The sequence below is a fragment of the Paenibacillus prosopidis genome, assembly GCF_003337375.1.
GTDB lineage: Bacteria > Bacillota > Bacilli > Paenibacillales > Paenibacillaceae > Pristimantibacillus > Pristimantibacillus prosopidis.
Window position 1 is genome coordinate 74,855 of sequence record NZ_QPJD01000002.1, and the last position, 14,815, is coordinate 89,669.

The 14,815-nt window shown below is 45.9% G+C and carries 15 protein-coding genes and 1 pseudogene; 3 read left to right on the plus strand and 13 right to left on the minus strand.

The window, feature by feature from the left end:
• Positions 1 to 5 precede the first annotated feature (5 nt).
• The 6 genes from DFP97_RS02570 to DFP97_RS02595 form a co-directional block, all read right to left on the minus strand.
• Positions 6 to 701, minus strand: coding sequence for a class I SAM-dependent methyltransferase (locus DFP97_RS02570; protein ID WP_114378413.1), 696 nt, complete (start codon positions 699 to 701; stop codon positions 6 to 8).
• 58 nt (positions 702 to 759) lie between these two features.
• Positions 760 to 1,623, minus strand: a complete 864-nt coding sequence (locus DFP97_RS02575) for a hypothetical protein (protein ID WP_114378414.1) — start codon at positions 1,621 to 1,623, stop codon at positions 760 to 762.
• Between the two features lie 59 nt (positions 1,624 to 1,682).
• Complete coding sequence (locus tag DFP97_RS02580) at positions 1,683 to 2,255, minus strand: hypothetical protein (protein WP_114378415.1); 573 nt, start codon at positions 2,253 to 2,255, stop codon at positions 1,683 to 1,685.
• Positions 2,256 to 2,291: 36 nt separating this feature from the next.
• Positions 2,292 to 3,254, minus strand: a complete 963-nt coding sequence (locus DFP97_RS02585) for a GDP-L-fucose synthase family protein (RefSeq protein WP_245975865.1) — start codon at positions 3,252 to 3,254, stop codon at positions 2,292 to 2,294.
• Between the two features lie 9 nt (positions 3,255 to 3,263).
• The gene (locus tag DFP97_RS02590; protein WP_114378416.1) at positions 3,264 to 4,514 is read right to left on the minus strand and encodes a glycosyltransferase family 2 protein; all 1,251 of its coding nucleotides are present in this window, start codon (positions 4,512 to 4,514) and stop codon (positions 3,264 to 3,266) included.
• A gap of 122 nt (positions 4,515 to 4,636) precedes the next feature.
• Positions 4,637 to 5,689: a glycosyltransferase gene (locus DFP97_RS02595; protein WP_181873334.1), complete on the minus strand. Its 1,053-nt coding sequence runs from the start codon at positions 5,687 to 5,689 to the stop codon at positions 4,637 to 4,639.
• A 544-nt stretch (positions 5,690 to 6,233) separates the two neighbouring features.
• Here DFP97_RS02595 and DFP97_RS02600 point away from each other — a divergent pair.
• Together DFP97_RS02600 and DFP97_RS31115 are read left to right on the plus strand one after the other, a co-directional pair.
• Complete coding sequence (locus DFP97_RS02600; RefSeq protein ID WP_114378418.1) at positions 6,234 to 6,917, plus strand: FkbM family methyltransferase; 684 nt, start codon at positions 6,234 to 6,236, stop codon at positions 6,915 to 6,917.
• Positions 6,918 to 7,584: 667 nt separating this feature from the next.
• Positions 7,585 to 7,710 carry an IS110 family transposase gene (locus DFP97_RS31115; protein WP_147275013.1) on the plus strand — a complete coding sequence of 42 codons (126 nt, stop codon included), beginning with the start codon at positions 7,585 to 7,587 and terminating at the stop codon, positions 7,708 to 7,710.
• Between the two features lie 201 nt (positions 7,711 to 7,911).
• On the opposite strand, the gene DFP97_RS02605 is transcribed toward DFP97_RS31115, so the two are convergent.
• From DFP97_RS02605 to DFP97_RS02635, 7 genes and pseudogenes are all read right to left on the minus strand, one after another.
• Complete coding sequence (locus DFP97_RS02605) at positions 7,912 to 8,121, minus strand: hypothetical protein (RefSeq protein ID WP_114378419.1); 210 nt, start codon at positions 8,119 to 8,121, stop codon at positions 7,912 to 7,914.
• 25 nt (positions 8,122 to 8,146) lie between these two features.
• Positions 8,147 to 9,295 carry a CgeB family protein gene (locus DFP97_RS02610; RefSeq protein WP_114378420.1) on the minus strand — a complete coding sequence of 383 codons (1,149 nt, stop codon included), beginning with the start codon at positions 9,293 to 9,295 and terminating at the stop codon, positions 8,147 to 8,149.
• Between the two features lie 255 nt (positions 9,296 to 9,550).
• Positions 9,551 to 10,675, minus strand: a complete 1,125-nt coding sequence (locus DFP97_RS02615) for a CgeB family protein (RefSeq protein ID WP_181873335.1) — start codon at positions 10,673 to 10,675, stop codon at positions 9,551 to 9,553.
• Between the two features lie 31 nt (positions 10,676 to 10,706).
• Entirely contained in the window at positions 10,707 to 11,828 is a 1,122-nt protein-coding gene (locus DFP97_RS02620; protein WP_181873336.1) for a CgeB family protein, read from the minus strand.
• Positions 11,829 to 11,849: 21 nt separating this feature from the next.
• Positions 11,850 to 12,179, minus strand: a complete 330-nt coding sequence (locus DFP97_RS02625; protein ID WP_114378423.1) for a hypothetical protein — start codon at positions 12,177 to 12,179, stop codon at positions 11,850 to 11,852.
• A pseudogene (locus DFP97_RS02630) lies at positions 12,176 to 12,490 on the minus strand (dTDP-4-dehydrorhamnose 3,5-epimerase family protein); the annotation flags it as partial. The pseudogene DFP97_RS02630 and the gene DFP97_RS02625, both read right to left, overlap by 4 nt.
• Positions 12,491 to 12,863: 373 nt before the next feature.
• The gene (locus tag DFP97_RS02635; RefSeq protein WP_114378424.1) at positions 12,864 to 13,583 is read right to left on the minus strand and encodes a sugar phosphate nucleotidyltransferase; all 720 of its coding nucleotides are present in this window, start codon (positions 13,581 to 13,583) and stop codon (positions 12,864 to 12,866) included.
• 275 nt (positions 13,584 to 13,858) lie between these two features.
• On the opposite strand from DFP97_RS02635, the gene DFP97_RS02640 reads away from it, so the two are divergent.
• Complete coding sequence (locus tag DFP97_RS02640; RefSeq protein ID WP_114378425.1) at positions 13,859 to 14,806, plus strand: PfkB family carbohydrate kinase; 948 nt, start codon at positions 13,859 to 13,861, stop codon at positions 14,804 to 14,806.
• Positions 14,807 to 14,815: the final 9 nt, after the last annotated feature.

Sequence of the window (14,815 nt, forward strand, 5' to 3'; positions counted from 1 at the left end):
CTCCATTATAGCCCTGATTGTTGGATAACATGTTTAATAAACGCATCACGTTTCTCGTCTGTCAGTGATATGATCGCCAAGCCGTTGTTAGAATGGGCGCGGTGTAATGAAAGCGGGAATGTTGATTCCCTCAAAAAGTCCTCAATAGCCGTCATTACTCCGTTCCTAGGGCCGTTTTCGTGAATGGCATGAAACGAAGTTGAGTTGAATCCGTGATCCACCAACTGACTAACTCCTTGAACGATCCCTTTTTGAGCATAAGGCTGTCTAAAATGTATTGGGATAATGGAAGGATTATGGTACAAATCACGCCGACCATATGGCCACTCCGTATCGTGCAAAAATATAAGTGGAAATGCGCCTGTTCTTTGCGCGAATTTCTCCACCTCTTTCAATTCATGGTAAACGGTATACCAGTTATGGTCACCGTCAATCAAAATCGCATCATACCATTGGAGCCTGGGCAATACGTCCAAACTATATTCCCGGAGCAAAATCATGTGTTGCCGCAGCGTTTCTCCCCATTGCGACTCATGGAATGCAGGGAATGGATCTATGACGATAACAACCGCATTATTTTGGTGTGCATAATGTAACAATTTAACTGTATTTTCTCCATAGAGCGCTCCGATCTCTACCAAAGTTTTCGGTTGCTCTTGCTGTAGAATCGGACCTACAATTTTTTCCCAAAATCTTTGCATTTGATTTCCTCCCCGATCATAACTCTAATCTACCAGAGACATGTAACTCTTTATCTCTTTATAAGGATGTGGGAATCCATTGACAGGACGTATAATCGAAATAATATGAGCCATAATTGTAAGGGGACAGATTCGGACCGTAAAAATGCGGAATATATTTTTTATTGACAGATTGAGTGAAATGTATCGTAATCGCTTTGATGAATTGGCCATTGTCGCTTCTTCTGCACATTAAATTACCGTTAATCAGGTATATTTTTTTCTTGTTATCCAGTGTTTCGACCCCGGGGTGGGCTGAGAATAATTCGTTATCAAAGAAAGAATCCTCGAATACCCCGTACATTCGGTCTCTTAACAAATAGTTATCGTAATAAAGCGTTTGGGTGACCATATCGGATATGGCGTAGCCTTCATGTGTTCTGGAGTATGCGTCTTTTTGTTTAGTAAAGTATTTGAGGTATTCAAACAAATTGTCTTCTTGGAAGTGAATATGTGTGACCGTGCAGAGTTCTTCCAATTCTTTCAATGTTATATAGGTCGTCCAGGTCCATTCTCCGGAAAAACATTTATATTTAGGATTACTAAGATCGGTATATAACATGATATCTGTATCAAGTACCCAACATTCTGTAAAATGATGTGTCTTCATAAAATCCCTTAAAACAAACCAACGCTGAAAACAAAAACGGTTATAAACATATTCGTTAGGGGTTAAATGTTTATAGACTCGCTCGAATTCGGCCGCTCCATGATAGTAGTTATGCATCTGCACATGATGGATGCCATCGCCGCAATATTTATTGTTAATATCAGTTCCAATTAAAATGACATCGGATGCCGGACTCGAGATTTTGGCTTGCCGCAACGTATAAGCTAAGTAATCGTTATCGGTCCAATGTAAAAACATGATAGGGATTGACAAGATTTGATCCTCCATTCTTAGACTAGTAATCGGATCCAGTTAGCGATCCCGTTAGAGGTTTATCTGTGAATGCGTATAATGTCGTGCTCCAGGTGGAATTGCAACGATGCGTCATAGCTTCTTACAAGAGCTCTCAGCTCATCCAGTGTCGGATAATCATTCTGGCCGGTAAACATGCGCGCATCATCGATCAGAATGACATGCTCCTTAACGGGATGCTGGAAAATGTGGTGCAGCTCCTGCCGGATCGGAGTCTCCAATGCTCCCCTCGCTGTCTTCACATACCCTCCCGACCAGTGTCCGTCAAGCCAAAACAAACAGGGGTGCTTGATGTTGGCCAATATGCCCGGAAGCACCTCACCGCTATCGCCAAATACAATGGAAATGTGAGGCTCCGTAGAAAACTTCTTCCTGACGAGTTCATACAGAGAAGGTTCCAATTCCACAGAAATAATGCTTTGAAATGAATCCTTAACCGCGCTAATCATATCCCCCAGGAAAGTTCCTGTCTCAATGAGTGTTGGTAGAGAGTATTGCTTACCGTATGATCTTACCGTGAATTGTTTTACAACATCCGGAGGAGGGACCGGTTTCCCCTGCATCTCCCACTTGATCCATTCCAGTTCACTCATTTCTTTCCCCCCTCTTCTTTCATCTCTTTCACACGATTATTTATTTTTCTCCTTTAAATACCACTCAATCGTTCTTTTAATGCCCGTCTCCAGATCGGTGCTTGCTTCAAAGCCAAATCTTTCTTTGGCTCTGGACGTGTCCAATTTTCGCCGAGGTTGGCCGTCGGGTTTGCTTTGGTCCCATACGATTTCGCCTTCGTAACCCGTCAGCTTCTTGATCATTTCAGCCAAATCTCTGATCGTATATTCCTGGCCTGACCCAATGTTCACCGGCTCGGAACTATCATACTGTTCCGTCGCTTTGACGATCGCCTCTGCGGCGTCTTCGGCATAAATAAACTCCCTTGTTACATTGCCGCTTCCCCAAAGTGTGATATTCGGACTGCCCTGCTCCTTCGCTTCAAGACACTTTCGTATGATGGCCGGAATGACGTGAGACGTCTCCAGATCGAAATTGTCCCATGGACCATACAAGTTGACAGGAAGCAAAAAGATTGAATTAAAGTCATATTGCTCACGATAAGCCTGGGATTGAACGAGCATCATCTTTTTGGCTAAACCGTAAGGGGCATTGGTTTCCTCCGGATAGCCCTCCCAAATATCGCTCTCTTTGAAAGGTACAGGGGTGAATTTTGGGTAAGAGCAAATGGTGCCGATCGCTACAAATTTCTCTACCCCGAAGCATCTGGAATGCTCCATCAGCTGAGCTCCCATGATCAAGTTGTCATAAAAAAATTTTCCCGGATTTTTCTGGTTAGCTCCGATTCCTCCTACGACGGCAGCCAAATGGATGATAATATCGGGACGAAAAGTCTCCAGCACCCGTAAGATATCTTGTTCCTTTCTAAGATCGAAAGCTGCGCTTCTCGGTACAAATAATTGACTTACACCTGTTGATTGAAGCCTGTTCACCACATGGCGGCCCAAAAATCCCGAGCCGCCCGTTACAACAATCCGCTTATTTGATAATTCCATATTCCCGTTTGTCAGTCCTTTCAATCGATGGATTCACCGCCTAACTCCGTATTGCCGGAACCAATTTCCGACCTCCATCGGATTCGTCATTAAAATCTGGTATAATTTTTGCTCGGCGGCGGAATAAGCAACTACGTCATGAATGACACTGCTTAAAACGCGCCTGTCGGCATTTATTTTTGCTTTCCTCGGGACCAGCCTGGTTGACGATACGAGCTCGATAATGTTGTTACTTCTGTGCGTTTTAAAGGGGAGATCAATGACGAATGGGCCCTTCTTGAAAGATAGCCTCTTTACTTTTCTCCCATTGATGTATACCGTGATACGAAGTCGTTTAGATAGTTTTTTCATTAGATTCGGTATCATATGGCTTCCCTGAATCCGAACTCTCATGTTTGGATTTCCCTCGGAAGAAACCACATTGATTCGAAATCGGGGAGGTACCCAATGATCATAATACCTGTTCATTTCCGTAATTGTAGGCAGAGGACCTAAAATGTTATGGGCCTTAATTTGTTCGAACAACCATTTCATTGATTGCGGTCCATTCACCCGCAGGAATTCTCTTACCCAGCTTCCAGACACGGCGCCGTAATGCTTTAAGCTCGTAAGGACGATTTCGGGCAGCCCAATATCGCCCCAATGAGCGATGGTTTTGCATTCATCATGCAGGCGAGAAGTCGCAAGCACGTCATCAATATAGCCAAGTGGATGGTTTTTGGAGACTCGGATCCACAGATCATAGTCCATGCAAAATTTCAGGCTTTCGTCGACACCGTTCATGCTCCGAAAGACGTCCGCCCTGATAAACGCGGCAGGCTGGCATATGAAGCACGTCTCAAATAATCGCTCTTTTTTATACGGTTCAACAGCATATGGCCGAAGTACAACGTTATTTTCATCCGTATAATATGCTTTGCCGTAAACCATGCCAAACTGAGGATTGGCACGAAACATTTCTACCGCTTTACGGATCGCTCCGGGTAAATACGTGTCATCCGAATTAAGCCAGCCGATAATCTGTCCGTTAGCCATATGAAGTCCTTTATTCAACGCATGGGACTGGCCGTTATCGGGCTCCGAAATATAACGAAAACGATCTCCCAAATGCCCATAGCTCTGTAAAATCTCCAATGTGCCGTCTGACGATCCGCCATCAACCACGATATATTCTATATTGGGATAATCCTGTGACAGGACGCTTTCGATGGTTTGCCTGATATATCTAGCCTGATTAAATGAAGGAGTGATTACGCTGACTAATGGAAACTCTTCAGGACCCATTGTGATATCCTCCCGGAATAGATTTAGATCTGTGCTAGAATAGAAGCAGATCTTAACTTACTATATGTTTTGAATGGAGACGTAGATATAAACATATTCATCAACTTGAAGAAATTGGACATTCATCCTTGGGCAATTCGGACCGGTTGATTCGTGATGTCCTGGATCAACATAGCTGTTGCAAAGTCCGGACTTAAGTATTGCGTGGCATACTGAATCTGTCTGTTTCTAATCTCTGACCATCTGGAGCCGTTCTGATACAAATCAATAATTTCCGCCGCATATTGCTCAGGTGAGTCCGTGATAATGACAATTTCTCCAGCATTCATAATGCCTTCCGCACCTATGGAAGTAGTAATAACCGGGACTCCATGGGCAGTCGCTTCGATGATCTTTCCCTTGACCCCCGCTCCGAATCGAATGGGAGCGACAACAATTCTGGAGGAACTGTAATAACTGAGCAGCTCGTCATCGGATATAAATCCGGTCACGTTAAGATCTTCGCTTTTCAAATTCAGAATTCCCTGCGGTGGGTTTGATCCGATAATATGGAACTTCACATCGGGCAGGGATTTCTTAACAATCGGGAATATACTGTGTACAAACCATAGCACTCCGTCCAAATTCGGCAGATGGGAAAAACCACCGACAAAGGTAATATCTCTTCTGTCATCAAAGCCCATATTACCTCCCAATGGGAATGGTTGGTCGTAAAAATATGTCGGAATCACGACCACCCGTTTGTCCGGCATTTCAGCAGCAAGAATCGATCTCTCATATTCACTGACCGTATAGATGACATCACTTTTTGCGAAAATCTTAAATTCCTGAGCTTTGATTTGCTCCGCAAAGGCAAGAGTTTCCGGGTTCCGGTCAATTTCGTATTTTCTAAGCTCTCTAAGGTAATGGAAATCGACGCCGTTATAAATGACCTTTGCTTTCGTAAATTTACGCACCGCCTCCATGTAACGTCCCGCAATATACGGTCTAAGCAAATAGACATAGTCGATATTTCTGCCATTTTTCCTGAGCCAGGAAAGAACCTGATCATGATTATATTTCTTGCTCAGCACCACGATTCCGAGCTGTTCCAAGTCAGAAGTATACGGTTGGGGACTACTATAATTCGCGCCTATAAATTTAACTCGCAGCCCCATTCTTACAAATAGTTTCAAATACTGGTATATATTTCTCGATCCGGTATCCTGATCGTAAAGAGGTACGGAGTGATCTATTACCAGAATTGTGCGGTTCCTTATCCTTAGGAGTACCCTGCTCTTTTTGTGTTTATTTCTCCGGCCACGGGTCAAGCGTTTGCGTGCCAAAGAATTTCTTTTTAGTCTCAATTTCCTTTTTTTTCGTGAACGTATCAGATTGAATTTCTTAGGGCGAGATTTCCTTTTCCTTTTAGTTAACGTTTTTATTCTTGAGACCTTTCTTTTGGACACCAAAGACCTGGTAAGGTTCATCCGAACTTTATCTTTCTTTTGATTCAATAGACGCCCCCCTCTAATACTGATTTATAATTTTGCGAATTAGGATAGGTGAACTGATAACTTAATCTTATGCATTCGCGGAGTAGAGGTTTGTTCATTAACCTATAATTCGGAGAATAGGCATGATTATTCGCTTTAAGGCTTGTATCATAGAGTGACATGCCGTTACTCATCTGTATCTGAATCCGTATCATATATTAAATTTATTCGAAGGGGCTGACACATGCTTAATAATGAAATGTACAGAAGGCTTATGGAACCTGAGGTATTTCATCAAACTCGTATGGCTATCTTACGAAACTATGGTATTACTGTTTTTATAGACGGTGGAGCAAATAAGGGACAATTTGCACAAAATATAAGACTTTCCGGATACAATGGAAGAATCATCTCGTTTGAGCCTGCCTCTGCCGAATTTGTCCAATTGGCTCAGTTGGCTGCTCCGGATCCGCTTTGGGATTGCCATAAGATTGCTCTTGGAGCCGCGGAGGGGTACGTCAATATCAACCTTGCCGGGAATTCCTACAGCAGTTCACTCCTCCCTATGCTTGACCAACATTTAATTAGTGCGCCAGATTCGAAATATATAGGAGTGGAAACGGTAAGAATTGGATGTCTGGATAACGATTGCTCCGAACTTCTGCCAGAAACTGACCGGGTTTATCTGAAATTGGATCTTCAGGGGTATGAAATGGAAGCACTTAAGGGAGCGAACAACATTCTGAAAATGACATCGGCGATTGAAATGGAACTGGCTCTTGTACCACTGTACTCCGGTCAAACTCTTTTCACTGAAATGATTAATTTTTTGGCGCAATTCGGGTTTCAATTGCATTATTGTGAAATCAATTTCACCGATTCCGTGACAGGAAAAATACTTGAGTTAAACGGGATCTTTTTACAATAATTTGACAGAATGCAGTTAATGCAGTTAATGAAGCACAAAACCAAAGGCATATCTTCGATCTGTTCATGAACGCAAATATGCCTCTGATATATAAAGCTTAGCAGCACCTGACACCTTCCAATGTGATAGCCGCTTTACCAGCCTGATCGGTAGCTTTCCGCTCACCCTTTGCTCCATGGGGATTGTCCAGAATTCGCTAATTACCAGTAAGCCCGTATCCTTTTTGTTTTACCCCGTTTTACCCCACACAGGATGGGGATACCGGGAATGGATTAAATTAATTAATCTTGCCGTTTTGTTACATCGCCAGAATGGGACAACCCATTACTGTTACTTTGTCATGCGCATTATTCACAACTGAATAACAGGATGCGTTCGGATGCGGGAGACCGCATTGTTGGCGGACGCTTCTTTACAACTCAGGCCTGCCATTAGAACAATGGGGTCGACAAGCTTTTCTCAGGAGATCTCTTCCCCTCCTTGCGGACCGAGAGGTCCTGCTTTATAAACCTGTTACCTGTGACCCATCACTCATGTTCTACTTGGGGAATAGCACCCCCCATTGTCGGGCGCTTAAGGATGTGTGCTGATGAGGCTGAAGTCGGTGGTTTCCACGGGCACCCATGTCTGAGATTCGCTTGATTATTCTGCAACAGGAGGTGATTCTATGTCATCAATGCTGATTGGTACAGACGTAAGCTTACGCTCCCACCATGTACAGTTCATGGATGGAGTAAGAAGATCGCTGGCTTCCTTTGCGGTCTCTAACGATCAAACCGGGCGGATACCCTGATTCATAAGATGTAGGATACAGTGAGCAATTAGAGGTTAGACCATCTTCACATCGACTTTTCTATTGGGACCCTGCTTCATCGAGATGAAAGACTTGAACCTCGCACTAATGATCGCCTGCTAGCGGTGGATATGGATAGTGACATAAAGCACTTTGACATCCATACGGTCAGCAGCGGGTGCGAATTCCGGATCAGCTCGTTTAAGCGATCAGCTGTACGCTTCCATCCTGAAGTCCTTGGGCGAACCCAATGTTGAACCCTTCGTTATACCCCTGATTAAATCCGGCATTGTACGCCCTGTTTCTGACGGATACTCTCCGGTGTCTGCGGCCTTTTCTCCGGGCCAACTTCCGTTTTTTTACGCGGACAATCGATTTTTTTCGACCGGCGCGTTTTTTAGGACGAGCCATAATTTTACCTCCTTTGATCATTCAATTATCCAAAGACGACCTGCAACATTTGCGCCAGACGCTTCGGATACGTATGCTCCCGCAGCGTACGGTGCAATGCCCGAAGTGCAATTGCCTGCCGTTCGTCTTCGTGATGAAGATAGTACTCGATCTTTTCGATCATCTCCTGCGGCGAAGAATATGTCACGATCTCCTCTCCTGGCGTATAGAAGCGACCGAGATCCTCCCGAATATCGGTCAATTGCATCGTGCCGCACGCTGCAATTTCAAACACGCGGGGATTCGGCGACAGCGCGGGAATTTGTCTGCTGTTACTGTTTAACGTGATGTCATCATGTGCCCGGTGGAGATTGAGGGCAATAAGCGAAGCGTTGTACATCACGTTCGACTCTTCGGGCACCAGCCAGCGGTTCAGATCGATATTATTAGCTAATATTCGGTATTTTTTTAACCTTTTCCACCAAAAACCGCTAATATAGGTGTTTTTGCCCGCCAAATACGGGGCAACCTGGTCAAACAATTTCACCCGGTTCCAAAAAGCATTACCGAGAAAGCATACATCCCGCCGCCGGGAGAAATCGACGTGTAATGGGCGAAATATCCTGACATCAGCCGCAAAAGGCAGGTAATGCACTTGAGTACAACCGAGTTGGCGATAAAATTCCAGACAGCTTAATTCCAACGTGAAGATGTAATCGTAGTGGGGAACAATGGCAGCCGTAATGTCTGTATAGTACGGATCATCGGTCAACCAGATAGCTGTGCGGATTCCGGCTTCACGAATACGATCAATTTGGGCTACATCCATTGTGTGGCCTTCCAAGACGAGTACCAGATCCGGTTGCGCTGCAATAGCGAATTCGGCAAGATCGGGCTGCATGGGTACTCCAGGTTTCCAATTAAAGATTTCCACTTCTCGAACAATAGCACGTAATCCATCGATGATCGCATTGTCGATCGCTGTGTATGGAAGGACATAGCCTTTGGCGACATAGAGCACTTTGATATTCCAGTTTCGGTCAGGGAGCGGTGATATATTCCGGATGATAGCCTCACAGCGTCCAAGATAATACCCGAAACGCCGTCCCAACGAAAATCCATATTGCTTCGCCTGCCGTCTTACCCTATTCAAATCCGTTTTCGATCGGGTACCCAGCCGTTTAAGTCTTCTCATCAGCAGTCCTCCGTTCTTGATTGTGGCGGTAGGTATTCCCAAATATTCGCCATCGGTGACGTAACTTTGATTCCATCATTAGTTGGGTCATTCAACATATTTTACTAGAACACCACAATCCAGGCTCCCACCATTTCAGTAGTTCAATATATATGGAGAACAAGTGAGCCGGAACGTCATCTGTACCTGTGTGTCCGTCCAAAAAAATAATAGACCAGCAAATTAGGCCTTCGTGCATGCTGTTAGCGGTATGCGTCATATGGGTAGTTCATTTATTGTACGTAATAAAGTTGCGATTCTTTGGTGATAATCATGGTTCCGGACCGTATGGTCGAGACCACTTAGGGCGATTTGATTGCGCTCCTCCTCATTATGGAGATAATACTCAATCTTTGACACAAGCTCCTCAGGCGATGAATAGACGATTAGGTCCCGACCGGGTACGTACAGCCCCGTCAGATCCTCCCTGGCGTCCGTTAGCTGAAAGGTCCCGCTTGCGCATATTTCGAAGGTTCGCGGATTCGTCGTCCAGGCGGGAATGCGCGCGCTATTTTTGTTAAAAGTCTCATCATGCGGCGAGCGATGGAGATTGATGACGATTTTGGCGCCATTATAGTAGTTAGCCGTTTCCTCAGGCGTAAGCCACTTCGTTTGAATGGAGGACTTCAGACGAGAATAGCTCTTGAGCCTCTTCCACCAAATGCCGAAAATCCGGACGTTCTTCGTGGCTAAATAATCGGCGATTTGATCAAAAAATTCGACCCGGTGCCAATACGCGCTGCCCATAAAGCAAATATCGCTCATGTAGGACACTCTTACCGGCTTCGGGTGGAACCCCTTGAAATGAGCGGCCAGCGGCAGATGAAACACGTAGCGGCAGCCGTGCTGACGGTAAAATTCTATACAGCTTAGCTCATTGGTGAAGACGATATCGTAATGCCTAGCCGTGTTCCTTGTCATATCGGTGTAATAGGGATCGTCCGAATACCAGATGGCCGTCCGAATACCCATCGCTTTCAACCTGTTGACGGTCTCGGGCTCCACGCGCATGCCCAGCAACACCAACGCCAGATCCGGCTTGAAATCCCTCGCCGTCTTCACAATATCGTCTAATGCCGAAACGGCCCCGACTCTTGCAACCTGCATCTGCAGCGCCTCCAACACGGCCTTATCAATAGGTGCAAAGGGAACTCCTAAACCGGATGTAATACATAAAACGGACATCCCGTGTCGAATGTGCGACTCTTTCGTTATCGCACGGATGACGGTTTCGCAGCGTCCGAGCCTGCGGCCATTCTGAAACCCAAGAGTATACCCGTTATGGCTTCCGGCGGCCCGGGCACTGGCCATGATGTTGGCATATTTCCGTCTGGTTCGCATACTCTCCCCTCCAGTACTTGCAAGTTTCATGTTACCCGAATATTATGCTAAGTAATTCTTTAACCCTATGAACATACGTGTGCGATTGAAAAGTCTTATATAATCCGTTTAACGCAACGGTACTTCTCCTGTCTTCGTGCGACATATAGTAGATGATCTTATCGACTAGCTCCTCTGGGCTGCCGAACGTATCAATTTCGGATCCACGTTCGTAAAAACGGGGGAGCTCCTCGCGTACATCCGTGAGCTGCAGCGTTCCGCAAGCTGCGACTTCAAAAGTCCGCGGATTAGGCGATAATGCCTTGAGCCTCCGGGAATTCAGCTTCTCATCTTCAGAGCGGTGCAGGTTAATGACCAAACGGGAGCCCGAATAATGACGAATATTATGGTCGTACATGACCCCCCGCAGGTCTATGGATGATTTCAGCTTCTTCCAATCTTTCAGACGATCCCAACCACGGCCAGCTATAAACAGGCCCACCTTCCGTTTGACTAATGCGGGGGTCACCTTGTTAAAGAATTCGATCCGGTTCGCGAAAGCGGTGCCGATAAAGGTTACGTCAGCGCGATAGCCGGGCTCGACTAACTGCGGGCGCACCGTCTCGGGACAGGCGGCAGCCGGTAAGTAATAGGCGCGGCTGCAGCCGAGCTGCCGGTAGAAGTCGACGGTCCCTGCCTCATACGTAAAGATATAATCGTACAACGAAACAAAACCCGCCGTGATGTCGGTAAAATACGGATCGTCCATAAGCCAGACTGCGGTTCTATACCCTCTCTCCCGGATGTGCTGGATCTGTGACATACGGGCAGCCGAGATCCCGTTCAGGACGAGTACCAGATCCGGCCTCACCGACTCGGCAAGAGATATGGCATCTTCGTAATGCCGTACGATCACCACTTCGTCCGCAAGTATACTCAAAGCACGTTGAATCCCCAAATCAATCGTCGTAAATCCGAGGCTTCCCTCTTCCACATACAGGATTCGGACATGTCTTCGTTCTTCATGCAAGGAATGGAACGTGTTCAATACGCTTTGGCACCGTGCCAAATGATATCCGTAATCATAACCCGAAGCATAGCCGTCCCGGCCTCCGTGCACGCGCCCTCTGAGGACTGCATGAGAAATCCGTTTCACGTTCGTTCGATGAACCACAAGCATTCCTCCTTCTGACGATTACGGGACGACAGCAGGATTGGGCGCGGCCGAGAGCTGATCCGATGAAGCCGGCGGCTGATACGGTTCCTGAAGCCCTTGCGCGTATCCGGCCTGAAAGCCCTCTTCATATTTCATGTTGAATGCCATGTTGTACGCTCTGTTGTACGTTCTAGGATACAGCCGTTTGCGCGAATATTTGCGATGCCGTTTCCTTCCTCGCCTCAGGGTGGCATTACGACGGAACCGAGCGGGTTTGGCCTTGCCGGCAAACTTCCGCTTCCGGACCGGGCGACGCCCGAGTCTACTAACTCTCTTTCTTCTGCGAAGAACCGGTCGCAATCGTTTCATGAGTATATCCCTCCTCCAGCTGTAAAGCCGATCTTCGGGTCTTCGTAAGCAATGCGGTATTCATCCGGATTGCGCGGATCGTAAGCTGTGTTGGTGAAATACACGATATAAGCGGCCGTGTTTCCCAATACGCGGTAACCGTGCGCAACGCCCCGGGGAATGAACAGCAGGTATGGATTCTCTTCCCCCATTTAGTGGGTTTCCGTTATTTCATATGTGCTTGAATGGAGTCTCATATCGTGAAGCACAACTTGAGCGTTGCCGAAAGGAAAATACCAGATGTCATCCTGATGTTTGTGATAATGAAACGCTTAATGACGCTTAACAACATCTATCAAGGTAATTACCTCCGATAAACTCATCTTATGAAAGGGTATTGTACTAAGGTGACGGCACTTGTACGCATAATTAAAACATCTATCCAAGCGTCTCCGAACGTAAAAAAAGAACATCCTCATCATCACTTCGCAATGAAAACGTTCTCACCGTTGCCTCAAATATTTTCAAATAAGATTCTTCCGCCCTAGGGGTTACATAAATTGCTCAGGCTCTACTTGCCATTTCTCAATAGATTTCTGCCGATTGCGTCGAAGCAGCTGCTTGACAGAAGCTCTCGGAACCTTCTTGAAGCTCAAACTTTCGTGATGATAGACAAAATTAGTCCGGCCGCACAGTAGCTCACTGCTATTCATTCTCTCTCAATACGCGCGCTGCGGCTTCGACCAGCGATGCCGGCGTGCCGGCGTCCGTCCACCAGCCCTGCAGAACGTCATATTTCAGCGTTCCTTCCGCCGCGTATAAATTGTTAACGTCGGTAATCTCCAATTCGCCGCGCTTGGACGGTTCGAGGCTGCTTACCTTGTCAAATACGGAGCCGTCATACAAATAGATGCCCGTAACGCAATAGTCAGACTTAGGGTCGACAGGCTTCTCCTCGATTCGCTTGATTACCGTTCCGTCCAGCTCCGGCACGCCGTAACGGTGCGGATCGTTTACTTGTTTGAGCAATACCATGGCCCCCGCCGTCTGCCGCTCGAAAGCGGCTATATAGCCTGACAGCGAAGCTTCATAGATGTTATCCCCTAGGAGAAGGATGAATTTTTCTTGCGATTGTATAAAGCCTTCGGCCATTCCGAGCGCCTTGGCGCTGCCTCCCGCTTGGTCTTGAACCCGGTATGTGATCCGAACGTTCCACTCCGCTCCGCTTCCGAAATACTCGATGAACAACCCGCTCGAAAGCTTTGGGATGATGAGCAAAATATCCCTTACCCCTGCTTCGGACAGTTTCTGCACGGCGAAGTGCAGCATCGGAACGTTTCCGACAGGCAGCAGGTGCTTGTTAATCAGCTTCGTCATCGGGTGCAGCCGCGTGCCTGTACCCCCAGCAAGGATTACTCCTTTCACCGGAACGATCCCTCCTTGAAAATATTTGTTTTAACTATTGGTTAATGTATGCGTGGAATCGCAGGAGGACCGTACAGATCACCTAAATCTGGACAAAATAGACGCAGACCTAAACCCGATTGGCGGGTTTTTCCTATCAGTTTAACTAGGAGATCTTCATCAAAAAATGAATCTCCGCCCTTTACCCAAGCATGTCTTAAATCATGTGAATATAATGTACTAGAAAAGTCCCGTGTTGATTAAATGAACATCCAAGAGAAGGAGATGAACATCCTTTGCATTCCCCGGTATGTGTTATTGGTACGATATTTATAGATTGCAAGGGTTTCGCCGCCCAAAGCTATCATCCATATACTAGGAATTTAGGAAATATTCAATTTGTCCACGGCGGTGTTGGAAGAAATGTCGCAGAGAACTTAGCCAACCTTCATTTGCCTACGACATTCGTTACTTCCGTCGATGACACTGCGATAGGTAGAGAGGTTGTAGAAAGGCTTCAAAAATTAAAAGTAAATAATGAGTATCAAATCCGGTCGAAGCAGTGTGGAATGGGAATGTGGCTTGCCGTCTTAGATGAAAAGGGGGAATTAGCCGGTTCCATCTCCCAAATACCTGATTTTACTCTCCTGCAGCGTTTCATAACCAGTAAAGGAAAGACCGTCATCGGACAATCCTCCCATATTGCGCTTGAATTGGATTTGACGATTGAAATTGCTAATCATGTCATTAAGATGGCAAAAAAAGAAAAAAAGCCGATCTATGGTATCCCCGGCAACTTAGATGTAATTTTAAAGCATACCGAGATTCTAGGTGATTTAGATTGTTTTATATGCAATAATTTTGAAGCGGATCTATTTTTAAAGCTAGACTTTACGAATCTCACTGTAGATCAAAAAATTGACTCTCTTATTCAGTTTGTTGAACGTTCTGGGCTCGGCTCTATGGTGGTTACATTGGGGGATCAAGGATCCGTCTATTACGATTCCTATACTAAAGATTCTGGTTATCAACCTGTCTTTCCGGTAAAGCTTGTTGATACGAGCGGAGCTGGCGATGCCTTCTTTTCAGGGACCGTAATGGGGCTCATAAAAGGGCTGCCATTAAAAAAAGCTGTCATTTGCGGAACGAAGGTAGCGGGCTGGACCATTGAATCTCCGGAAAACACCTGCCTGGACTTGCCAGTGAAGATAAAACAAGATGAGTTTTTTAGAAAACTGCTATAGAAGAAGGCT